Below are 23,447 nucleotides of genomic sequence, written 5' to 3' on the forward strand. Positions count from 1 at the left end.
TGAGGACGTCCGTGACTGCAGCCGTGAACGGATCTGGGAAACCATCACGCCTTATATCTTGCAACGACCAAGACGCCAGTATGGCAGATCTCAATCCGATTGCGAAACAACTCCATCAAACCAGTCCAGCCCCTGTCGAACTGACACTCAGTGATGGAACAACGGCCATTTTCCAGCTCACCGGAGCCGAGTTTTTCCAGCAAGCGTTTCAAGCTGAAGGTACTCGAGAGGATGATGACGCGGACTACCGATTCGTCTCGAGCGACGATACTGAATCAATCCTGGTTGGACGAAAAGATGTAGACGAATCGGAGTGGACGATGGTTGGAACTGTTACCGAGGTTTCTACAGTCGAATCGTAATCACCGTTGCTTTCGACGCCATGACCGTTCCCGAATCCCGTTGCTGTTCGTTGTGAGCGGAGCCTAGCGGCTCAACTCGTCAACATACGTGCTTTCAATTTCGGTCTCGAGTTCATCGACATACTGCGTCAAAATGTCTGGTAGTTCGTCGGTGTATCGGTTATCCGTGAATCGGTACTTCGGGCCGATGATGGCGATTGCGCCGAGAACGTTTCCATCGGGTTCTTTGACAGGCCGGCCGACCTCTCTGAGTCCGTCTACGTACTCCTCATCGGCGAATGCGATACCTCGCTCACGAATTTGTTCGAGTTCCTGTGAAAGGACAGCTCGTTCCGTAATCGTGTTTGCTGTTTGCCTGGGAAGGCCCCAGTTGTCCAGTATCGTTTCAACGCGTTCAGCTGGCAATTCGGCGAGGATCGCTTTTCCAGTCGCAACGCAATGGAGATCGTAATAGATCCCGGCAGCACTCGGCGCAGTAGAGAGATGTCGCTCCTTCGATGGGATGTGGCTATCCGGATGAAATGATTCGTGAACGAGAATGCCACGACCATTGTTCTCGACGACGAATTCGACTTCCTCGTCGATCTGATCTGAGAGTTCTGTCACGGTCTGTTTTGCCAGTGTGTACGCTCTCTTTTGGGAGCGCGCGTACTCTCCATGGTTGAGGAACCGGAGCCCGATCTGATACACTGCTCCTTCCTTCGTGAGATACCCTTTGTCGAGAAGGGTCCGGAGGTGGAGATGAATTGTACTCCTCGAAATATCTACTTCGTCGACCAATTCATCGAGCGTTGCCCCTCCCAGTTCCTGTATTGTATTGATGATAGCTAGTGACCGCTCCGTGGTTTTTGCTGTCTGTTTGGTCATAGGCTCTCTACTGTCTGGAAGGTATAAAGATTCATCTCACTCGGACTCTTAAGTACCTCGCGACTTTCGCTGTGGATCTGTATACAGCTCATGCTTAGCGGAGCTGTTCTTGTAGAATCCGGTATCGATAGGACCCGTTGTACCCTCGTGACCACTTCTCTAAGTAGGATCGACTTTCACAGAATAACCCGAATAGCTCTATGGAGAATCGATCATCGATCTCAGCTTCGACGCCCTCGTACAACACACGCGTTTTTATATAGGGTCCTCTTGTGGGATGGTTCAGGCATTCGGCTTGTAAATACTCTCGTACTATGCTGTCTGTTTCTGCAATATCGAACGTCTGTAATTGGGGAGGTACTTCGCTCATACTGATCGAACGGTTCTATCGAGCACACACTGATGCGTCTCTAGATATCTTTGAGCGGGTGGATCATAATGATGTGGATAGTATTTCATAAACAGTTCGGTCAGTCTGACTATACATTTCTGTCGGTAGGAAGTAACTCGATGCCTGTACGGACCGTCTGGTCTCTCCCGAACCGACACTGAGGTACGTGGGAGTGTTTCGTGAGCTATAGTAGCCACTGCAAGTCAATACACACCTGATCGCCAGCCTGCTCGGCGATCAGTGTGTAAATAGTTGCAGTTGTTACTATACTTCCCATGCGCTGTTCTCCTCTCACAAGTCCCCACTCCCACATTTGTCTGGCGACCACTCTCTGCCCTCTTATATAAAAGTCCAGCATAGTAGGATCTATATTGGACAATAAATACGAATCTGGCTCTGGTGTATTACATATGTACTGCTGTAAATGATGTGTTCACCCAGCCCGCTCACTTCCTCTATCTCCGGTTCTTGCTTCTGCACTTCTGCAACGATCTGTAGTGAAATAACTGATATGATGGCACACTCTATCTGATTATGCTGGATTTTTATATAGAAAACCTCTCTCAACCGGCCTCAACACAGTCCCAGTGTGGGCGATATCTTGATTACTATCCAACCCGTCTGTTCAGTCTCACATGGGAATGGGAAACTATGACCAGAGTGAGTACGAACGCCGTGAACAAACGCCCACAGAGACTCAATCCAGTCCTGACGATCAACCCGACGAATATCATGGAACGGTGACCTTTGAAGAGGTTGAGTCGACCGCTACCTTACTCGAGGAACTCAAAGAGATCAAGGAAGGATAGTTCACCACACATGAGCCTCGACACTCTGTAGCCTCTGATTTTGCACTCGCTGTTTCCGTTCGTTATTCAGACAGGGCCCCAATAATCCAGGGCTGTTGGCTTCTCTATTTATGTGCTTCGGCTCTAAAGCTTTGGTCAAACGACTTATGCTGATCCAGTTATTACGGTCGTGTATGGGACTGAGTGAGTTCCTCAACGGTGACCAGATTACAGGCAAACAAGCAGCGATTGTATTCTTCGCTTGGCTTACAATCGTCATCGCGGTAGGCGTTCTTATGCTACTCTATACAAGCAACGCGGTGTAGACCTATGTACCGCTCACACCGAACTGCGCTCCGCTGATGTGTTCTTCGACTCTCTAGTTGCCACTGAACGTCAGTACGCACCGGTTGCACGAGGAAAGCACAACTCGGAGCCACACGGTGACTGAGAACTGCGGATAGTGCGACTGGTTACAAACAGTTTCAGTTGTTCTGTAGTACCCACTCCAAGTCGAGTCCACCTGATCTCGCGGTTTCGTGCGCTCACTGTGTCTCTCGTTGTAGTCGGAACTAGCGGTGAAGAATTCGTCTAGAACTGTGTTAGTCCACTGGACGCGGTCTGGTATCGCTCTTTAATCACTATGTATATGCTTATACACCTTTTACCCCCTCCAGGGCGTCCTTCGAAAAGCGACGCTCTTGAAGAGAGAATGTCTACTAGCAACCAGGCTACGACCGAGGAAACGGCTGAACCAGAATCGGCTCTCGAGACTGCCCGAAGACAACTTCGGCGAGTCGCAGAGCACCTCGACATCGATCCGAGTATCGTTACTCGACTCGAACACCCTAAACAGGTTCACGAAGTCACGGTGCCGATCGAGCGCGATGATGGGTCTGTGAGTGTATTCACGGGCTATCGGGCGCAACACGACAGTGTCAAGGGTCCGTATAAGGGTGGGATCAGATATCACCCTGCGGTGACGAGAAACGAGTGTGTGGGGCTTGGGATGTGGATGACCTGGAAGTGCGCAGTCATGGATCTTCCTTTTGGTGGTGCCAAGGGTGGTATTGCGGTCGATCCCACTGATCTGAGTACTGCCGAGAAAGAGCGTCTCACCCGGCGATTTACGCAAGAGCTTCGGGATGTTCTGGGGCCAAATCGCGACATCCCAGCTCCAGATATGGGAACTGATCCACAGACGATGGCATGGTTGATGGATGCGTATTCGATGCAGGAAGGAGAGACAGTACCAGGTGTGGTCACTGGAAAGCCGCCTGTCGTTGGCGGGAGCAAAGGCCGTACTGAAGCACCTGGTCGAAGCGTCGCAATAATTACGCGTGCAGTCTGTGACTATTACGACCGTCCGCTTTCGGAAACGACGATTGCCGTCCAGGGATACGGGAGCGTTGGCGCACACGCTGCACGACTCCTCGATGAGTGGGGTGCAACAATCGTTGCCGTTAGCGACGTGGAGGGCGCAATGTACGATCCGACAGGAATCGATACGCACGCTGTTCCCTCGTATGATGAGGAACCGAATGCGGTTACAGAACACGCAGACACAGTACTGTCGAACGATGAACTCTTCGAACTTGATGTGGACATTTTTATTCCAGCAGCAGTCGGCAATGTCATCACCGAGGCTAACGCTGATTCGATCGGCGCAGATATCGTAGTAGAGGGGGCAAACGGTCCGACGACATCAACTGGCGATACTATCCTCAACGAACGGGGCATCCCGGTCGTTCCAGATATTCTCGCTAATGCCGGTGGGGTGACTGTGAGCTACTTCGAATGGCTCCAGGATATCAACCGACGCTCCTGGACTCTTGAAACGGTCCAGGAGGAACTCGAGGCCGAAATGATCGGTGCCTGGAACGCGGTGTGTGTTGAGTATGAGAGTCGAGACGTCTCGTGGCGAGATGCTGCGTATATTGTTGCCCTCTCGCGTATTGCTGAGGCACACGAGTCACGTGGACTGTGGCCCTAACGGATCCCCACTAACGCCGCAAGCCACCCACGGAACGTCGCAGGCAGCCGCACTCACCGTATTTCACAAGTCCGTGGTTTGCATCCGTTCAATCTGGAGGGTGATACTATTAGAGACGCTATCTTTTCGTTCTATTGTCCCTTTTACGGTCAATCTCGAGAGTGGGGTTGGACCAACAGTAAGTGAATCCCCCTCGGAGAGCGTATCTATCTGTTCCTGCATGTGTATCACTGCTCGACAGCGATCAGGGTGGTGTACGCTCGAAAGTGAAATTTCCTCTACGACTACGTTGTTCATCATTCGGCCATCGTATCTGACTGGGACAATGGCTGGATCGTCTATCTGTTGAACTTCGAGCGCTGTGTATGCTGCTGCAGTTGGCCTGTATCCTCCCTTTGGACCAGGAACTCCGTCCACGAGCTGTAGTGCTTTGAGACTCTGCATTTTATTCCGGATCGTTCCGGCTTTCAACCCCACCTCCGCAGCAATGTCATCGCCCTTCACTGTCGTTTGTTGCTCCATGTGAAGATCGATCACTGCACGAAGAATCTTCTTTTGACTACTCGTTAGCTCAATTGCTGCCATAGTCTCTATTTCGACGTTTGTCCATTTAAACTCGCCGAACGAAGAACACCTCCGGTTGTGATCTGTGGTTTCTTCGGGTCGGACGGTATGTAATGCCCAACTCGGTTTGAACAAATCACTTCTTTCACGGTAAAACGAAAGGGGAAGAGGAAGGCATATCAGGTGATGGCAGCTACGGATTGCTGAGGATGTCCCGGGTGATTCCCCAATGCGTGTAGTTGTTGTCGGGGCTGGCGAAGTCGGTCGAACGATTAGTGCAACCCTCGAGGATTCACACGATGTTGTTGTCGTCGACCGCGACAGTCAGAGTATAGATGAGATTACATATGCCTATGATGTCCTCGCAATTCAGGGGGACGGAACAGAGATCAGTACGCTACGGAAAGCTGGTATTGAGCAGGCGGATCTAGTAGTCGCCTGTACTGATACTGACGAATCAAACATTGTTATCTGTACCGCTGCCAAATCTCGATCTAACGCGTTCACGATTGCCCGCGTCAGACGACGCTCCTTACTCGAAACGTGGGAGGGGGCAAACGACTCGTTCGGGATTGATTTCATGATCTGCTCCGACCATCTCACTGCCCAGACCGTCTTTCGAATTTCCGGTTTTCCAGCGGCCCAAAACGTCGATTCCTTTGTTGGTGGGCGTATTCGCATGGCCGTGTTCGAAATTGAACCAGACAGTCCCATCGCTCACCAGACTATTACCGAGGCAGATCGATACGATTCGTTAACCTTCATCGCAGTCTTTTGTGAGGATCGAATCGAACTTGCAACGGGAGATACAGTGTTAGAACCATCTGATCGTGTCGTCGTTGTTGGCCGTCCGGAACCTGTGAGGAAGTTTGCGAACCAAGTAGCAACGCACGTGAACGACGCTGCCGATGAGGTTGTGATTGCTGGTGCTAGCGAGATTGGTATCCAGACGGCAAAAGCGTTTGAAGAGCACGGCTATCATCCACGCCTCCTCGAACGCAATACTGCTCGTGCACGATACGCTTCCGAACAATTACCAGGGACCACTGTCTTAGAACACGATGCGACTGATCGTGAGTTCCTTTCCCGAGAGCATATTGGTGAGGCCGACATACTCATTTCAGCCTTCGAAACTGACGAACGGAACCTGCTCATGTCGTTACTGGGCCGGCATATTGGAGTCGACAAAACAGTAGCGATCGTTGAGTCCTTCCAGTACTCCGAATTATTCGAGACGGTTGGTGTTGATATCACGGTTAACCCTCGAGAAGAGACTGCTGAGGAGATTGTCAAGTTCACACGCGAAAACCATACTGAAAAGATTGTTACGCTCGAACATGACCGTGCTGAAGTTTTCGAGATCAAAGTGACGGATGATAGCATATTTACAAACAGAGAGATCGAGGCGGCAATGAGCGAACTTCCTGATGGTGTCATTATCGGTGCTATCTCCCGCAGCGGTGAATTCGTGACACCGAGGGGGTCGACAGTTATTGAACCGACTGATCATCTGGTTATGTTCGTCGATTCTTCGGTGCTCGATACTGTTGTGCCGGTTATTTGAGTCCCTTGCCCGGTCAGTAGGCACGCTGGCATTCATTGTCAAATTGGACCATCCTGTTTGGGATGTGGTCTAGTTTAGTGTCTTGCCATACATCTCACCTAAGTGATTATTATAGGCGTTAGGTATTGCAGTGATGCCTGAATCATTCAAATGTGCTCTACCACTTGACCGGTTGTCCCTACAAGCTTTGGAAGTGACTGTTCCGCATATTGAGGATATACCGTTTACTAATTCGAGACTGGTGTACCCACACTACCTCTCAACCGTAATTGATTGCAGAAGTTAAAACTCCTGTTCACGGCCTTCTGCGTTGATCCCTCTCGGCGAGAACCATCGCATCGTCGAGATAATGTTCCTGGGCTACTCAATCTAGAACTGAACCGGTTGACCGTTATCCTGTCGTCGAACGCTGTGACAGAAAGACGAACTTCGAGACTTCTGTATTTCACGATATGACCAAGACAGCTTTTCTTTGAAAGTGATTGTCTGGTTATTATTCGGGGGTCGTGCTTCCTCCCCAGAAGCGACGCAACAGGTCGCACTCACATTCGAGATAGTGTCTGTCAGGTGAACGCCCCCGTGTTCTCATTCGATAGGGGCTGGTCAGTCCTCGGCTGGCTGCTCGTTGAGACTCCCCCGTTCTCGCATCATCGAGGTGCCCCGTTCGATCCACCGGCGGCGATAGAAGACGGCGCTGAGGTAACTGACTCGAAACGCGAAGTCGAGGACAACGGCGACATACGCCGCGACGACGCCATACCCGAGGACGACGCCGAACACGTAGGTGAACCCGAGCAGAAACACAAACGTCCCGATGACGCGGGAGACGAACGGAACGACCGTTTCGTTCCCCCCTCTCAGAGAGCCCGCGAGCGTGAGGTACGCTGCGATCAACAGCGCGGCGATCGCGTACGCCTGCGCGAAGCCGGTCGCGTAGCTGATCGTCTCCGGTTCTCGCGTGAACACGAGGACGAACTGCTCTGCAAAGAAGAACAACAGGCCACAGAGGCCACCGATGGTGAGCACACTCAGTGACGTTGCAGCGATCCCGTTGTAGTAGGCGTTGGATCCCTCGTTGCGCCCGAGCGACTGGCCTACCATGATGTTCGCCGCGACGCCGTAGCCCCGCGCCAGCGGCGAGGCGACCTGCTGGTACATTCGTCGTCCGATGTGGTAGGCCGCGTTGACCTCCGTGCCGAACGCGAGCAGGATCGCGTTGAACGGGAACTCGGCGATCATCTCCGTGACGCCCTCGGCGATCCGCGGCCAGCTGATGAGTACCAACTGCTTCGTGATGACGAGTTCGCGCGGGGCGACGAACTGAATCTCACTGAGTGGCGACCAGAGTATTGCGAGGAAGGTCAGCGCACCGAGCGTGTCGGCGATGGCGGTTGCGACGGCAATCCCGATGACGGTCAGCTCCGGCAGTGGGCCGAGACCGAAGGCGAGGCTGACGGTGAGGACGATGTTCAGTGCGTTGACGGCGCCGTTGACGTACATTGGCGTCTTGGTGTCGCCGGTCCCCTGGATCGACCGGGCGGCGATGAAGTTGGTGTGAATCGCCGGGGCCGAGATCATGATAATCATGAGGTAGGTGCTCCCGTAGCTGATCACGGCTTCCATCGCGCTTTCCTCGGTGAGCGCCCCGAGCACGGCGATTGCGTACTCGTTGAACAAGAGTCCGAACAGAATGAACGGGATCCCGCCGAGGAGACCGATCAGCACTGCCTGCGAGACCGCCTGATCTCGGTTCGTCGTCGCATCCGCGCTCGTGTCTTGACTCGAGAGGGCGATCGCACCATCGCCGATCCCGATCCCGAATCGAAGAGGAAATCGCGCGTAGATATCCGCGAGTCCGACGGCTGCGACCGCGGCGGGGGAGAAAAAGCCCGCGACGATCAGGTCCGTCGTCCGCATCAGCGTCCGCAGCACCTGTTCGGCCATCACCGGCCACGAGAGGCTAAACACGCGCCGCCAGACGCGCCAGAATCGGCGTTCAGCCAGCGATAGCAGAACGATAAACACAGATCCACTTCCAACCTCCAGGGATTAAATATTGAGTTGTCGGAAAAGTGACCCGGATCACGTGGATTTCGGGTGCAGGTACGCTCAGGACCTCGAATAGTGGGTGGAGATCGGACTGATTTGGTCGCTGTCGTTGCGACCTGTCTCACTCCGACCCGATACTGGTCACCACGACACCGACCGCTGTCTCTCGGTCATCGACCATCAGTGACTACCGCTCCTACTCGCTGTCGTACGGCCACCGGCCGCCAATCTTCAGTTCCTGCACGTAGCCCTCGTCGATCATCGCTTTCGTTTCGTCTCGAGTACGCTGTGGGAACTCGCGGTCATTCTCTGCGGCGGTAACGACCGCTGCGGCGGTAAGCACCGACAGCTCTCGGAGGTCGCGGACGTCTATAGTAACAACTGCAACTAGTTACACACTGCTCGCCGAGCAGGTTGGCGATCAGGTGTGCAGTGACTTGCAGTGGCTACTATAGCTTATCCAGCGTGTCGGCGTGCGTGTGTCCCCAGCCGCGGCCGTTCGAATCGGATGTTGAGGATGTCATCGACGCCGGCACGCCCTCCTGGACGAACGCCCACTGGTCGCCGTGCGGACTGATGGTGTCGCTCGTCGATAGCGGCACGTCGAACTCGTCTGCGATTTCCTCGAACAGGGCTTCCAGCGCGTTGAACTCGTTGGCGTTGACCCGGAGGTTCCGGGAGTTTCCAGCGCCGTCGATGTTAATGACGCACTTGACGGTCGAGAGGTCGTGTGTCGCTGCAGAGTGGTAGGCGCCCTGTAGTCCGATCTCTTCCGAACCAAACGGTCCGAATCGGACGCGGGTCTCGAGTTCGTCTTCGACCTGCGTGAGCAATCGCGCAATCTCACAGACCAGGGCAGTTCCTGCGCCGTTGTCGTTGGCACCCTCCGAGATGTCGTGGGCGTCGACGTGTGAGGTAACCATCACAACCTCGTCGGTGTCCGGCCCGGCCTCGCCGACGACGTTCACCGAGTCAGTTTGTTCGTTTCGGGCCTCGACGTCGAGTTCGACGTGCAGCGATTTCGCCGTTGCATGGCGCAACAGCCGCTGGCCGACTTCTTTCGAGACGCCGACGGCAGGTATGGGTCCAGGGCGGTTGTCGTAGCCGATTTCACCGGTTGCCGGCAAACAGCCTTCGACGTGGTTGCGGAAGACGAAGCCGACTGCACCGCCGTCGACCGCGCTGACGTATTTCTCCATCCGGTGGAGCCTGCGGCCGTAATCGCTTGGCGTCTCGCTCGAGGCCATTGCGACCTTCCCTTCGAGGTCGGCGTCCTCGAAGTCTTCCGGACGCCCGTAGCCGACGTCGACGAGTTCGGCCTCGACAGTATCGCTCGGCGTTCCCGGAAGCCCGAGTACCTGATAGTCGGCCTCGAACGTGTCCTCGTGTGCGCCGCTCGTCGACAGCGTGGCGGGGCCGCGCCACCAGCCATCGATCGGGAACTCGTCCAGGTGGACGTTGCGAAGGCCGATCGTTTCGAAGGCGTCACGGACGTTCTGCACCGTCCCGTTCGCCCTGCTGTCCGGCCATTCGGTTTCCGATGTCGACCAGATCCTCCAGCACGTCCCGGTGGAAGGTGCTCGTGTACGCGTCGCCGACGACCTCGTTCGGGAGTTTTGTCATGAATGGGTGGCCGTGGGGCTGTCAAAAGAAGCTGTGGAATGCGGAACTCTCACATGGATGTCGGTTCGGGCCAGTGTACTGAAGCTGTGCTAGCCGAACTGGCTATTCTGCTCTCTCTATACTGACAGGAGAACGGATTTGTACGCGTCAACTCGTGTGTAGTCGACTTCTGACTGGCTACTCGTCTGTCGTCGTCTGCACAGCCGTTGCAATCGTCCGGCTTCCTAATACTTTTGACTGACTGGTTAGTAAGCACTCGTACTCGAATGGACGATTCGGAACGAGCACTTCTTGAAGCGACCTATCGCGCTCTCTGCGAATACGGCTACGTGGACCTGACGATGCAAGGGATTGTGGACGAACCGGCGCTGCGCAAGACGATCGTTGACGGTGTCGATGTGGGTGAGTTCGACGATCACGCCAATCCCGATCTGACAGTCGACCTCTCGACGACGGCGAGTAAGGGTGCCCACACACGGCAGGTTGCTGGTTCTCATCAGATTGGCTGCACTTGCGGGGCTGCATGCACGTTCGTCGTCACTTCCCTTGTCGGCGAGAACGCATCAGAGGTGACCACCTGATGGGGATCAGGGAGTCTGTCGACTCGCTGTTTAAGGGTCCTGAGTCGCTAGATCTCACGTCAGGTGGTATCAGCTGGCCGCTATTTTACCTCTCGCTGCCGATCATTATCCAGAATCTCTTTCAGGTGTTGTACAACCTGGCCGATACCTTTTGGCTTGGCCGCCACAGCACCGAGGCGCTGTCTGCGATTACGTTTGCATTCCCGATCGTTTTCCTGATGATTTCTCTTGCCCTGGGCGTCTCTGTTGCGGGGAGCGTCCTCGTCGCCCAGCATACTGGGGCTGGCAACGAGAAGCGTGCCGCATACGCCGCCTCGCAGACGATGGCTTACGCGTTCATCATCTCTATTGTGCTGGGCGTTCTGGGGTACGCCTTCGTCGACGACATCACTGTACTCCTCGGCGTGAACGAAACTGTCGCGCCGCTGGTCGTCGAATACATGCGCATCTACGCTATCGGCCTGTTCGCCGTCTTTGGCTTCGCGGTCTTTATGGCGCTCATGCGCGGCTACGGCGATACGGTGACGCCGATGTACGTTATGGCCGGATCGGTGGTTCTTAACATCGTCATCGACCCGATCCTTATCTTCGGTTTCGACGCGAATCCGTTGTTCGGCTTTCTCGGCCTCGGTGGACTGGAAGCTGCGGCACTCGACGCAACAGGGTACACCGGCTGGGGGATCGGCGGTGCCGCGGTGGCAACGGTGTTCTCGCGGGCAGTCGCGCTGGTGATCGGGCTCGCCATCCTGTTCCGTGGCAATCACGGCGTACAGATTCGCCTCTCGGAGATGGTTCCGGACCTCGAGTTCGGCCGAACCATCCTCGACATTGGACTACCGGCCTCCGTCGAGGGGGCAGCCCGATCGCTCTCTATCACTGCACTTCTCGTCGTCGTCGCGACCTTCCCGAACGCAGTCAGCGGGGCGTATGGCATCGGGACGCGAATCTTTTCGGTGATCTTCTTGCCGGCACTCGCCGTCTCGCAGGGGATCGAGACGATGACCGGCCAGAATATTGGGGCCGAAGAACTCGATCGCGCCGCCGAGACAAATCACTTCGGTGCACGTGCCATGCTGGTGCTCCTCACGGTGGGCGGCGGACTCATTATGCTCGCCGCGAGACCGATCGCCGGCATCTTTTCACCCGACCCGGCAGTCGTCGACCACACCACGACCTTCCTCCGTGTGACTGGGCTTTCCTTCGGATTCATCGGCGTCATGCGGGCCTACACCGGTGGTTTCCGCGGTGCCGGTCACACGATGATCGCGGCCATCATCTCTCTCGTGACGCTTGGTTTCGTTCGGCTCCCGGTCGCCTGGCTCGCCTCGGGTCCACTCGACGTAATGGGCCTCTGGATCGCTTTCCCAATCTCGAATATCGTCGGTGGGGTCGTCGCGTATCTCTGGTTCAAGCGCGACACCTGGCGCGACGGTAACCTGACTGAGAGTAGCCCGTCACCCGAGGGACTCGAGTCGAACGTCGCATCGACTGACAATGACTGATCGTTCGTTGTGACCTGTGACGGTTCTCCCCGTACAGGACCCTACCGGGAAACCGATGGTCGAGCACTCGTTCTACCCTGGTCCGAAGGCCGCGATGTCAGCGCCCACTGTCGCCAGCGCATCGGCGGGATTCGGGTCGCTGTCGGCCAGATGCGTGTACTGGTGTTCCGGGATGGTCGACAGTGCTGCTGTAACGGCCTCACTGTACGGCTCGACGCCCGGCTCTGTGGGTTCCTCGCCACCCCAGATGTCTCGGATGACAGTCATCGAATCGATGCGCACTTCCAGCCTGTCCGGTTCGTAGCGAGCCAACAGTTCGGAGAGCCCGAGCTGAAGGGCGGCGTATTCGGCGGTGTTGTTCCCCGTTCGGGAGCCGACAGGCCGGCCAAGGGGAGCGAGTTGCTCCTCCCCGCCGTCCATGATGACAGCGCCCGCTCCTGCGGGGCCAGGGTTGCCGCGCGAGCTGCCGTCGACGTAGAGGACGAATGTGCTGCTCGTCGGCTCCGAGATCGGTGGCCGGGTGAGGCCTGACTCTCGCAGGTTCTCGAGTGCTTCCCGCAACTCGGTCGGCGTGGTCGCGGGGTCAAATAGACCGCCGTAGCCGGGGACGGCGTCGTCGATGGCGTCAGTGGCGGCCGCCATTTCGTAGCCGACGCCCGCAAGTACGTCGTCGACGAGCGTGGCGAGCGGCGAGAGATGTTCGTTCGAGAGTGGTTCGTCGGTCACGCTATTTGCACCTCACGGCTTTGACTCCAGGACCTTTGCACCTCACGGCTTTGCCTTGCACCCTTGTTCCCGGACGATTTCGGTGGCTGGTCGCACCACTGCATACCGGTTCTCGGTGGTCAAGCAGGATAATTGGACTGAAGAATGTCCGTATACCTCGCAAGTATCCTTTTCGGGATGGGGCTCAAAGCAGTGACAATATGGGTGAACGGGCTGAAACTGACCCCACTATACTCCTCGTTGAGGACAACCCTGGCGATGTTCGCCTCATTGAGGAGGCACTTCAGGAACCTGTCAACTCTCTCTATATCACGCGAAATGGGAGGGAAGCACTCGACTTTCTACACCGACGTAACGAGTTCAGCGATGCCCCTCGTCCCGACGTCGTTCTCCTCGATTTGAACTTACCCAAAGTCGATGGCGGCCAGGTTCTCGATGAGATCCGAAGCGATCCTGACCTCGCCCACATTCGCGTCGTTGTCATCACCAGCGCACGGGCAGAGCACACTGCTCTCGAACCGGGCGCGATCAACGAAGAGGATTTCATCACCAAACCTGCTGACCCCGACGAGTTTCTGGCCCGCGTGCGGACAGTAATCTTCGACTGAAACGTTCCCGGGGCAGGATGTGCATATGAGTTCGCCTCTATGACCGTCGCTCTCAATCCGGTGACTTCAATCGGAAGCGATCTCCTGCGCCGCTGTCTGCGTCGACGGAAGCGTGAACGCATTACCGCACCGATCTGTCACCGTCATCTGTACGGCCCCTGAGTCTCGAGTTCACTCTCTACTGACAGCTCTTCCGTGACACTCAGAAGGGGTCCACGGGCGGGTCACTGTTGTGACAGCTTCTCAGCAAACCACTCTCCTGCATGATCGGCGACCGTCTCGAGTGCACCCGGTTCTTCGAAGAGGTGCGACGCGCCGTCGACGATCTCGAGTGATTTCTCTCCTGCCAGCAGGTCGAACGCTTCCTCGTTCCACTCGAGGACGGGATGGTCGTTTCCACCGACGATGAAGAGCGTCGCTGCCGTCACGTCGTCGAGGACAGGTTCTGCCAGGTCGACGCGACCGCCGCGCGAGACGACGGCTTCGACATCGGTTTCGGGACGTGCCGCGGCTCGAAGCGCCGCCGCGGAGCCAGTACTGGACCCGAAGTAGCCGAGTTGCAAGTCGGCGGTATCTTCGCGGTCCCGAACCCAGTGTGTGGCGCCAACGAGACGATCGGTTAACAGCCCGATATCGAATCGCGTGTCGTACGTCTGGTCTTCGGTTTCGGTGAGCAGGTCGAACAATAGCGTCCCGACGCCGCGTGTACGGAGGCGTTCGGCGACGAAGTTGTTCCGTGGACTGTGTCTGCTGCTCCCACTGCCGTGGGCGAACAGGACGAGGCCGGTTGCACCGTCGGGCACGATCAACTCTCCCTCGAGTGCAACGTCGTCGACGGTGACGGTGACAGTTGCGTTTGTCGGTGTACCCATCAGTGATTGTCCGACGACCACGCTATTGAGTCTGGAGGGGGATCGTACATTGATTGATATGTCTCTGTCCGATCAGACCCTGTGAAGGGACTGTAGGGGACGTGTTGCAAACGTCATCTATAGTAGTCACTGCACGTCACTACACGTCACTACACACCTGGTCGCACGACGAGCGCGGTTCGGAGCGAGCGGAGGGACATCGACACCGCTGCTAGTTTCGGCTGGCAGGTGCTCCTATCCAACCGTCAGAATCGGAGACGCTGTCCGCCGAAGGACACGCGCCGTCGTACTTCCGAGCAAGTCGCCCGTCGCTCCGCCCACTCCTCTGGTTCCCAGGACGACGAGATCGCCACCGACCCCGTCGGCGTACGTGGTGATTTCCTCGTGAGGGATCCCTCGGCGAACGTCGGTGTTCACTGACAGCCCGCGGTCACGTCCGTCAGTAGCGACCACCTCTACTGCATTCTGGCCACCTTCCCGCAATAGACCGATGATGCTCCGCGGCGCGTCCTTGAGGTCGTACGTCGCCGTGTCGATAACGTAGGAGACGGAGACATCCGCGTCGTACGTTTCCGCGATTTCGAGACCCCGTTCCGCGGCGCGCTCAGCGGCATCGCTCCCGTCCGTGGCGATTACGACGCGATCGTAGTCGACCTCGTCGACGTCGGCAGCAGCCTCGTCGGTCACTGGGACAGCTACGACCGGCGCGTCGGCGAGCGCGACCACGCGTTCGGTCGTGCTTCCGAGTCCGACCTGTTCGACCCCGGTCCGACCGTGACGTCCCATGACGATCAGCTCAACACCGTGCTCGGCCGCATAGTCGAGGATGACCTGATGGGGCACTCCCTCACGAACGACTCGAGTAGTCTCGATATCGAGAGCAGTAGCGTGGTCGTGAATTCGTGCGATAGCGTCCCGTCCTCGCTGTTCGAGCGGCTGGTGGAGCTGTTCGTGCTGGTCACTGCTGAGGGTATCGGGTCCGGGTTGTGCAGCCACGACGTGAAGGACGTGGACGCTGGCTCCAACCCTCTGTGCGAAGTTCAGCGTGCGATTCACCAGTTCGTCGGACCCGCCGCTCCCGTTTACCGGGAGGAGGATGGTGGAGTACATTGTGCCACCACTCCTACACCAGCGAAGCATATGAAACGACCACGGGCCTCGCCGGTCTTCTTCTGTCGCTGGTCTTCTTCCGTCGCCGCTCTTCTTCCGTCACCGGTCGAAGCGGCGGGCCGGGGTGTGGGTGGGGGTGGGAGTGGGAGTGAGACACCGACCAACACGCGATCTGTGGCACTGATCCGGAACGATGTCATGGGTACTGCACCCGGAAGACGGGCCCAGGTACGCCGACAATGACTGACAGCAGACCGTATGCGGTACCCGATCGACCCGTGTCAGCTCGCGTCGGCGACCGGCGACTCGTTCGTCGAACCCAGGAGCGCTCACTGGCACTCGAGTGCAAACCACAACTGGCGACCGACGGCGGTCAGGCGAACCCTGAATCCACTTTGTCGGCACCTCTCAGACTCCGGGCTGCGTTCTTCGGGGGTCTGTCTCGTTTTCCACCTGCGCTGGCGATTGTCCGCTGTGTCACGCGGCCGGTAACGGCGACCCCGTGGCGTCGACGCTCATTGGTTTTCGAGCCCTTTGCTGGCGGGTACTCGAGTCCCACGCTTCGGGGGAGGGGTGGAGTAGGTGTGGGGTAGGTGTGGGGTAGGTGTGGGGTAGGTGTGGAGTAGGTGTGGGGGTACTCGAGTCCGTTTCTGCAGTGGGTTGTGTTTCACTGGGTGGTGGGTTTGGTTGCGGTTCTGTGTGGTGTCCGTGATTGGATTACTGGTAGCCGTTCGGACATCTTCACAATATTATTGTTGTTTGGGTCGAATATAATATCTAATCGAATGAATTTAAGTCGAAGGAAATTCCTCGGGACGGCGGCTGCTGGACTTGTCTCAAGTACTGCTGGGTGTACCTCGGCCCTCACTTCCGAAGATGTGGGATTAGTATATGTGTCAGTACTGAATATGCACGAGGGAAGTGCCGATGTAACAGTGACCATTCGTGCTGCCGAGTCAGAACCAGTAGCCGAAACGATACGGCTAGAGTCGAACCAACACGGACAAGATGTGAACGAGACATCACACCCTCCGTACCAAGCGTATATCCCTCCTATTTGGGAGGAGGAAGCAGCGTATTTCGAAGTAACCGGAGAACTCAGCGGAGTCAATGAACAGTTCTCTACGGTTGGTGAAGCAACCGAGGAAAGCAATTATATCGGACTACATGGACACGTCCATCCTGACGGAGAGTCACTGATCTGGTCTATCGAACGGATTGCTCCTGAAGACGTTTCTGAATATCAAGCGGCAACCGAACGTCTCACAGCTAACTCGAGTGACTGAGTGACGCGCAGACTCTCGTCACGGCGCTGGACTTCCAACTCAGCATCGAAGTGACAACGAGGGTCTGCTCCGTGACGCCACGTTCGGAGTGCGGGCGGTGTACAACGACTCTATCTGCTTCGTTAAACAAGGCGTGGACTGGGCCGTGGCTTCCGGTCGAGAGGCCGGCGACGTTGACCTCGTGACGAACACGACATAGCGCGCCGTTGCGAAGGGCTCTGCGGGTGGGGGTATCTGTGGTTGGATTGCTGGGGAGCTGTGTGGACGGGGGTTGTAGTGTGGTCTAGTGTAGTGCAGTGTAGTGTTGTGTTCTCCCGGTATAGCAGAGTGTGACGCGATGGAACCTGATTTGTACGGTCCCAAAGACTGCGAACCCTCTTGCGCTCGCTCGAGAGGCTCTCTCAGAAGCATTCTACTACGACGGACAGTTACGGGGGATTCTCGAGCCCGTTTATGACGTCCAACGAGTCGTTCTCGTAGGCGTGCCTCCAGGCCTTGAGTACTGCCCTGGAGACTGTTTCGACGTCTCGTACTTCGATACAGGTGTCTTCTACGTCGTCATCATCGTTCGATGCACACGGTGGTGGATGATGGTGGCCGTCATCGTTGGGCTCGGTGTAGCTGTGGAGGTGGACGTCCCATCGGAAGTCGTGGGACGGATCCGAGTAGTGGATGTTGTAGTCGTCTTCAGTCGACCATCGCACGTCGAATCGACCAGTTGTGTGGTCACCAATCCCGTCGTCGAGGATGATCGTGAGTTCACCGGGATCGATATAGTCGTCGAGTTCAGCTGTCGCCAGCGGTTCCTGCGTCTCGGCGATGTCGCGAACGTCGAGCAGGGATTTCCGATCGATCACTCCTCTGAGGCTGTGGGACTCATCAGTATCGTCGAGCGATGCCATCTATGTCGTCACGGTTTTTCGGACGTTGTCTTCTGCCTGATCCAGCGCAAGGGCGACCTTTGCGAAGCTTAGATTCCGACGAGTGGTTTTCCATTGCTGGATCGTCTCCTCATCAGCGTCGGTCTCGGCCCAGGCGATGTCCGTTGGATCGTCGAGACCGGTCTCCCGTCGGTACGCCTCGATCTCAGCCTGCATTTCTTGTACTCTCGTGAGTAGCGTGTCCGAATCTGTGTTCTCGAGGATATCAGTGGCCTGCTCGAACGTAAGCGAGGCCCACGATCGAGCGTACAGCGTTGCTTTCGTCGTTGGGTCAGTCGCTGTTTCAACGAACCCATCTTCGGCAAGGTCCTCGAGGTGGGTTCGAGCCGTGTTTTCAGCAACGAGCGCCCGCTCTGCGATCTCCCCCGCAGTCTGTCCGTCGTACGCCCGACTCACGACGGATTTTATTCGCTGAAAGGTGGTTGTTTCCTCCTTCCAGTCAGCTTCTGCTTCCTCGTTTACGTTGCTCATCGGTCGTCTACTCCTACACTGCGGAGATATATTAACCCGTGGACCAGCATATTGAGCTGGTGAGTAGCGGAGTGGTCTGGGAACTCAGTGTCGGGGGCGTTTGCACCCTCTCTTCAACGGACTCATCCTCGGCACCGGTCCCATACTGGAGGATGCACGCCCTTGATGGGAACTGGATCAACGTAGCTGAAGCCATTGGCAAACAAGTCGCTACAAGCACTGAGAGGGTGATTTCCGCATAGACCAACTAAAACCACTCCGCGTTACCCTTCAGCCGTAACTAAACACGTTCCTCGTTCGAAAGGCTAGTTATATACGCCCGCCCCTCATAGAATAAGACGAGCGCAGAGGTGCTGCGTGGAGCCTGTGTGACCATGGCCCGCAAGCCCGGCGGTGCAAACCAATGGGCGTTGCCGACGGACGTGGGCGCAGGAACTGCACCTATTTCCTAAATCTCAGCGAGCTTCGCTGCCAGCTCGTCGTACCCCTGTCGCTCTGCATATCTCACAACAGCATTCACTGAGCGATCTGTCGGAAACGGTTCTCCACCACCCATATAGCCTTCGAACCAGCAGTTCACTCTCGTTCTGACAGTCTCTGCACGATATTGTTGGATGGGCTCGACCGTGACTGACTCTTCGAATACCGAACTGAGACGTGGGGATATGTCTGGGATTCGTTGAGTACGTTCCTGCAGTGGGTTGTGTTTCGCTGGGTTGACTTGAGTTTAGTTGTGGCTTTGTGTGGTGGGGGTATCCGTGGTTGGACTACCGTGGGTCTGTGTGAACCTCTGAAAAGGAGTGTTCGCAAGATGGTGTCGGGGGTCCTACATCGCCTGGTACCGGAAGATTCGCTCCTCCGGAACCGGGAAATCGAAGCGGAGTTTCGACGTTTGGATGTTCTGCAATTATTTGCATCTCATGAACAGGCTTCGGGGAGCACAGACGCCACGCCGGAGTTGTTTGAGACAATTGCCAACCGAACGCAGGACGACGACCTCGACGTGTCCCCAAGGGGACAGAGCCGCACCTGTATACCTGTCCCCGAAGCATTTATTCGCCATTCTAGACAACTAAGCATCATGAACTCGGATAACGAAGAAACAAACACATCCAATCTTCCCTTTCCCGACACTCCGGATCCGTCTAACAACGAGGAGTTCTTGGACAAAAGACTGGACACCCTCAGAGAGCGGTATTCATACGAACGACTTTCGGATCTAAGTGCTCTCCGGCTCGGGGCAATAAGCCCGGACGAAGAAGGTATGTCAGAGAGAGACTTTCTACATCGAGAATTCAGGGACCTCTATGGTCGGTTTCCCGATAAAAACAGTAACAATGCCCTACGTCGGGTGGCGTTGGGTGATGATTATCAAGGTTTAGCCCCGCTAACGCTCGAACAGGAGCAACGTATTCACGAATGCCATCACGAGTGTAGCAGAAATCTCGACAGAGCACGTCAAGATGCATTAGATCGTGAGGATTTAGCCGGTCCCTTATCGAGGTTCGCTGCGTGGCTGGTTGATTTCGCAGACGCTGCCACCCCTATCATCCAAAGGTGATGAATTTGAAAACGACATCACACCCTCTGTCTCTCCTCCGCACGTGTAGATAATCAGAACGAGGTCAATCACTGTGATGCGTCACCCTCAAGATGACCTACAGATCGTGTCCGCATTAATCGAAATTGCTTGAGACCACGAGGATACACCAACGGAAAATCATGCGCGTGACCTAGCAAACCAGATCGCAAATCGACACGGACTCACCCCGATCGAGGTCCACCAACTCGAGGATCGCAGCGATGCTCACTTTTGGGACGAAGATTGTGGCTAAGGCCAAATGTCCAAATCAACCGCTCCGCCTCCGTACTGTCCCCAAGGGGGACAAGGCCGAAAAATTACACTGCCCCGCCCCGCCTCCGCACGAAATTCTCGAGTTGAAGCACATGAAATAGTAGATTGGCCTTGACACAGTCGTCTAACCAAGAGAAGGTGTCTGTCTATCTCGTGAAGATGATTCTACACCTACTGAAATAGGGACAAGAAGGACAATTATGCGGACTGATGGTTTCTTTCAACTCAAACTGTAGCGGTTAAGGCTAAAGGTTCACATTTAACTGTTTATCCTCTGTAGTTCCAATTGAAACGCAACTTCGCACACATGCTAATTTAGAAGAATATGTTTGTGAAATAGAATACAACTGCATGACATTTCCCCAGATGTTTTTATCTTTCATTGGTGTCTAAGTCAATATTTTCACCAACCTCCTCAACAAAAACATGAACATAATTAAATGTTTTATCGACCCATTCTCCTTCTTCGTCCCTGAATTGAAGAAGAGAATAATCACTTCCAACTTTTTCTACTTCATACATATTCATTGAACGCGTATCATATCCCTCTTCATCAGGTTTTTCATCAACAATATGTCTCAGAGTAATTCGAGATCCAACTTCTGGGATATGTATACCTTCTGTATCGTCAAAAGTAGCCACAGTCTCATCAGTCGAATTATCTGTGAAAATAACCATTTGTGAAACACCAGCAGACTTGTGGTCTGGGTCTTCTTTTATCATGGTGTGACTTCTGTATTTGTGGGGGCATATGCAGCACTATTCACATTGTCCGAATCATCTTCAGGAGGTGCCTCATCTAATAGGTTTTCTATCTCCGGGTCTGGTAAGTACCTCAACTCTTTATTTATAAAGCTCTGTGAATGTTTAACTAGTTCAACCCTGAGCTTTCCAAGTAATTTGGAAATTTCCGAATTGTTGTTCAAACTATAGACATCACCCTGAGTCGGAGCTTCAGTTTTTTTGATAACGTCTATCTCAATTAGCTCTTCAATGTTCCGGTGGAATGTACTCCGGGAGATATCGGCCTGGTCGCTCACCTGCGAAACCGTCAAATCTGAATATGGTCTTTGAAGGAAAACATCCAATATCTTTGCTCTCCCCTCTCTTGAGAATAAACTCACAAAGGGAGAATCCCGATCACCAACTCCCCGATCAGCAGGTGATTCTTTGTACTCCATATTGGAGACACTACGTCACCAGAGCAATAAAGCTGTTGCGTGAATAGCACAGAGTGTTGCATTGATGTGGGGCTAAAAAATATGACCCTTGCACGAGATTGGATGGATAGTGGATTTGAGTAAGCAAGAGCACGAAGCTGTGTTTAAATTTGAGGTTATAGCATATCTGCGGACGCGATATTATAACCCCTACTCGGTTGATATCCAGGAAATTTATGAGATTTATGACGGGGATATTGGAGAAAACCAAATAGAGAAAGCGATACTCAATATGGATACAAATAGTGATTGTCCACTGAGGTACAATAAATCAAACAATCGAATATCGGTGAGTAGTACAACCGAAGCGGACAACTATATTGATGAAATAAAGGATCAGATGCCCTATTATGATTAAGTTCTGATGTTAATATTTATATTTGAATCTCTCGTGCTTCTTTACTCCCAGGGGTTACACGTCGGCAAAATCAGTTTCCCGAACATGCACACGAACACCGAGCTGCTGTGTGCATATTTTGAACAGTGCTGTATACTCATTGAGATTGACGATTTTAGCCGGCGTTGCTTCTGATATAGGGTTGTTTTATGACCGGTTCCTTTAATATGAACACTCTGTGTTCACGAGCGACTATTTGCCTCTGAGAACCACCACAGCAGATTCAGCCGATCACATCAACTATACCGGCAACCAGAACAGTAACCCTTCAAAATTGGACAACACGAATTGGCCTAGAATCAACCTCCGCTCGTTGACTCTTCTAACTCGTCGGCGTCGAGTTCACCTTCCAGATACTTTTTCCCTTGCTCAGTGATCTCGTAATACCCTTCTTCAGGGCACGCTACGAGTCCATACCTCTGGAGTTCTCTCAGTCGGTCACTCACTGTAACGCGATGTTTGTCGATGTTCTTCGCAATTGCAGTTGGACCAAGCAGTAACCCGGTGTCGAGAATCTCTAACACTCTGTCGTCAGTCGGATTCTGCATCCAACCTCCGGGCTTTCTCATTAGTTCGAACTCGCAGAACCAGTGCTTACATCCATCGAAATACCAGAATTTGGTTGCTATATCGGAATCTATCTATTACGATATCGTAGCTACATTTATTACAATGGAGTCTAGAATGATTGTCTAACGGGAGATTCCGTACGTCCAACTATTCGTTGGGAAGTGCGGCAAAATGCGAGTCGGTGGTAGTGACACCGGCCCGCAGCGGCTCCCGTAATCACGGTACGGAAGCCATGTCCGACAAGCATCCACGGGGCCTTGAAGGTCCCGACCGACCAGACGCATCACTCGAGTACCCACCTCATTCCAGCCCCTCGCCAGCGGGTGATCGTCATGCCTAGGGTCGCCCCCGAGGTGACTGCCGCCGACCGCACTGCGACCGCGACCGCGATCGGCGTCGACCTCGGTGAGTACAACCTCTACACCGCCTGCCCGGCCACGATGCCGGACTGGAAGGGAGCCTACGCAATCTGCGGCGACGACCTTTGCACCCGCCTGGACGAGCTCCGCGCACAGGTCGCCCACCTGCTCGGTAGCGAGTACGACCGCGAGACGATCACCGCGTACGTCGAGCAACGCCGCACCGCGCTTCTCGAGCGTCTCGACGACGCCGCGCGAACCATCTGCGACTACGCGAGCGCGTACGACCGGCCCGTGCTGGTCACCGAGAACAGCCACTTCGAGCCCGATCTCTGGGCGTGGCTGACCGATCCCAACGCCCACCGCGGGACGGCGTGGCTCCTCCCGGCGGCGCAGCTCCGACTCCGAGCCGTCGCCGCCGTGTACGCCATCGAGGTGACGACCGTGCCGGTGTCCTACTCCTCGCAGGAGTGTCACGCCTGCGGCGTCATCGGCGAGCGCGCCCAGAGTCCCTCGTTTCGCTGCACGAATCCTGACTGTGCCGTCGGCGTCGTCTCCGCGGATCACAACGCCGCGAAGGTCCTCGCACAGCGGTACTATCCCGGCCAGCGCTGTGCCTACCAGCCGTCGAACTCAGACACGGCAGCCACAGACACTGCTCCAGCGCCCGTCCCCGACGGTGGTTCACCACAGTAGAACGCCTGCCCCACCGTCACCGAGTGCCGACGATCGAACTGGGCCACTGCCA

At 55.1% G+C, this 23,447-nt stretch carries 20 protein-coding genes and 1 pseudogene; 9 read left to right on the plus strand and 12 right to left on the minus strand.

Going from position 1 to position 23,447, the window contains the following annotated elements; all coding sequences use genetic code 11:
• Positions 1–80 precede the first annotated feature (80 nt).
• Complete coding sequence (locus NMAG_RS17710) at positions 81–362, plus strand: hypothetical protein (protein WP_004266949.1); 282 nt, start codon at positions 81–83, stop codon at positions 360–362.
• 63 nt (positions 363–425) lie between these two features.
• Here the strand turns inward: NMAG_RS17710 and NMAG_RS17715 are convergent, their stop codons facing one another.
• A complete protein-coding gene (locus NMAG_RS17715) occupies positions 426–1,229 on the minus strand; it encodes an IclR family transcriptional regulator (protein ID WP_004266950.1) in 804 nt (267 codons plus the stop codon).
• A gap of 1,026 nt (positions 1,230–2,255) precedes the next feature.
• On the opposite strand from NMAG_RS17715, the gene NMAG_RS22235 reads away from it, so the two are divergent.
• Both NMAG_RS22235 and gdhB read left to right on the plus strand, forming a co-directional pair.
• Positions 2,256–2,429 (plus strand): DUF5786 family protein, encoded by a 174-nt coding sequence (locus NMAG_RS22235; protein ID WP_012996876.1) that lies wholly within the window; start codon positions 2,256–2,258, stop codon positions 2,427–2,429.
• A gap of 691 nt (positions 2,430–3,120) precedes the next feature.
• Entirely contained in the window at positions 3,121–4,401 is a 1,281-nt protein-coding gene (gdhB, locus tag NMAG_RS17720; RefSeq protein ID WP_004266953.1) for a glutamate dehydrogenase GdhB, read from the plus strand.
• Positions 4,402–4,464: 63 nt separating this feature from the next.
• On the opposite strand, the gene NMAG_RS17725 is transcribed toward gdhB, so the two are convergent.
• Positions 4,465–4,986 carry an Rrf2 family transcriptional regulator gene (locus tag NMAG_RS17725; protein WP_004266954.1) on the minus strand — a complete coding sequence of 174 codons (522 nt, stop codon included), beginning with the start codon at positions 4,984–4,986 and terminating at the stop codon, positions 4,465–4,467.
• 208 nt (positions 4,987–5,194) lie between these two features.
• Between NMAG_RS17725 and trkA the strand changes: the two genes are divergently transcribed.
• Entirely contained in the window at positions 5,195–6,529 is a 1,335-nt protein-coding gene (trkA, locus tag NMAG_RS17730; protein WP_004266955.1) for a Trk system potassium transporter TrkA, read from the plus strand.
• 603 nt (positions 6,530–7,132) lie between these two features.
• Here the strand turns inward: trkA and NMAG_RS17735 are convergent.
• Both NMAG_RS17735 and NMAG_RS17740 read right to left on the minus strand, forming a co-directional pair.
• Entirely contained in the window at positions 7,133–8,554 is a 1,422-nt protein-coding gene (locus NMAG_RS17735) for an MATE family efflux transporter (protein WP_012996878.1), read from the minus strand.
• A gap of 220 nt (positions 8,555–8,774) precedes the next feature.
• Positions 8,775–10,201, minus strand: a pseudogene (locus NMAG_RS17740) (M28 family peptidase).
• Between the two features lie 266 nt (positions 10,202–10,467).
• Here NMAG_RS17740 and NMAG_RS17745 point away from each other — a divergent pair.
• Together NMAG_RS17745 and NMAG_RS17750 are read left to right on the plus strand one after the other, a co-directional pair.
• Positions 10,468–10,782 carry a hypothetical protein gene (locus NMAG_RS17745; RefSeq protein ID WP_004266958.1) on the plus strand — a complete coding sequence of 105 codons (315 nt, stop codon included), beginning with the start codon at positions 10,468–10,470 and terminating at the stop codon, positions 10,780–10,782.
• The gene (locus tag NMAG_RS17750) at positions 10,782–12,284 is read left to right on the plus strand and encodes an MATE family efflux transporter (protein WP_004266959.1); all 1,503 of its coding nucleotides are present in this window, start codon (positions 10,782–10,784) and stop codon (positions 12,282–12,284) included. Before NMAG_RS17745 ends, NMAG_RS17750 begins: the two co-directional genes overlap by 1 nt.
• A 72-nt stretch (positions 12,285–12,356) precedes the next feature.
• Here the strand turns inward: NMAG_RS17750 and NMAG_RS17755 are convergent, their stop codons facing one another.
• A complete protein-coding gene (locus NMAG_RS17755; protein ID WP_004266960.1) occupies positions 12,357–13,010 on the minus strand; it encodes a ribonuclease HI family protein in 654 nt (217 codons plus the stop codon).
• 200 nt (positions 13,011–13,210) lie between these two features.
• Between NMAG_RS17755 and NMAG_RS17760 the strand changes: the two genes are divergently transcribed.
• Complete coding sequence (locus tag NMAG_RS17760) at positions 13,211–13,618, plus strand: response regulator (protein WP_004266961.1); 408 nt, start codon at positions 13,211–13,213, stop codon at positions 13,616–13,618.
• Positions 13,619–13,842: 224 nt separating this feature from the next.
• Here NMAG_RS17760 and NMAG_RS17765 read toward each other — a convergent pair whose 3' ends face one another.
• The 4 genes from NMAG_RS17765 to NMAG_RS17780 all read right to left on the minus strand — a co-directional run bounded on the left by NMAG_RS17765 (position 13,843) and on the right by NMAG_RS17780 (position 18,298).
• Positions 13,843–14,490: a dienelactone hydrolase family protein gene (locus tag NMAG_RS17765; RefSeq protein ID WP_012996879.1), complete on the minus strand. Its 648-nt coding sequence runs from the start codon at positions 14,488–14,490 to the stop codon at positions 13,843–13,845.
• A 234-nt stretch (positions 14,491–14,724) separates the two neighbouring features.
• A complete protein-coding gene (locus NMAG_RS17770; protein ID WP_004266963.1) occupies positions 14,725–15,600 on the minus strand; it encodes a universal stress protein in 876 nt (291 codons plus the stop codon).
• Between the two features lie 1,714 nt (positions 15,601–17,314).
• Complete coding sequence (locus NMAG_RS17775; RefSeq protein ID WP_004266964.1) at positions 17,315–17,788, minus strand: hypothetical protein; 474 nt, start codon at positions 17,786–17,788, stop codon at positions 17,315–17,317.
• A complete protein-coding gene (locus NMAG_RS17780) occupies positions 17,789–18,298 on the minus strand; it encodes a winged helix-turn-helix domain-containing protein (protein WP_004266965.1) in 510 nt (169 codons plus the stop codon). It lies immediately after the preceding gene.
• A 1,081-nt stretch (positions 18,299–19,379) separates the two neighbouring features.
• Between NMAG_RS17780 and NMAG_RS22505 the strand changes: the two genes are divergently transcribed.
• Positions 19,380–19,859 carry a hypothetical protein gene (locus NMAG_RS22505; protein ID WP_237076854.1) on the plus strand — a complete coding sequence of 160 codons (480 nt, stop codon included), beginning with the start codon at positions 19,380–19,382 and terminating at the stop codon, positions 19,857–19,859.
• A gap of 666 nt (positions 19,860–20,525) precedes the next feature.
• Here the strand turns inward: NMAG_RS22505 and NMAG_RS21780 are convergent.
• From NMAG_RS21780 to NMAG_RS17795, 3 genes are all read right to left on the minus strand, one after another.
• On the minus strand, positions 20,526–20,876 hold the full coding sequence (locus tag NMAG_RS21780) for a hypothetical protein (protein ID WP_148221940.1): 351 nt from the start codon (positions 20,874–20,876) through the stop codon (positions 20,526–20,528).
• Positions 20,873–21,334, minus strand: coding sequence for a winged helix-turn-helix domain-containing protein (locus tag NMAG_RS21145; RefSeq protein ID WP_004266967.1), 462 nt, complete (start codon positions 21,332–21,334; stop codon positions 20,873–20,875). The genes NMAG_RS21780 and NMAG_RS21145 overlap by 4 nt, the downstream gene beginning before the upstream one ends.
• A gap of 735 nt (positions 21,335–22,069) precedes the next feature.
• Positions 22,070–22,339, minus strand: a complete 270-nt coding sequence (locus NMAG_RS17795; RefSeq protein ID WP_191219388.1) for an IclR family transcriptional regulator — start codon at positions 22,337–22,339, stop codon at positions 22,070–22,072.
• A 333-nt stretch (positions 22,340–22,672) separates the two neighbouring features.
• Between NMAG_RS17795 and NMAG_RS17800 the strand changes: the two genes are divergently transcribed.
• Positions 22,673–23,395, plus strand: a complete 723-nt coding sequence (locus NMAG_RS17800; protein WP_049916041.1) for a zinc ribbon domain-containing protein — start codon at positions 22,673–22,675, stop codon at positions 23,393–23,395.
• The last annotated feature ends 52 nt before the right edge of the window (positions 23,396–23,447 follow it).

It is taken from the genome of Natrialba magadii ATCC 43099, from assembly GCF_000025625.1.
GTDB lineage: Archaea > Halobacteriota > Halobacteria > Halobacteriales > Natrialbaceae > Natrialba > Natrialba magadii.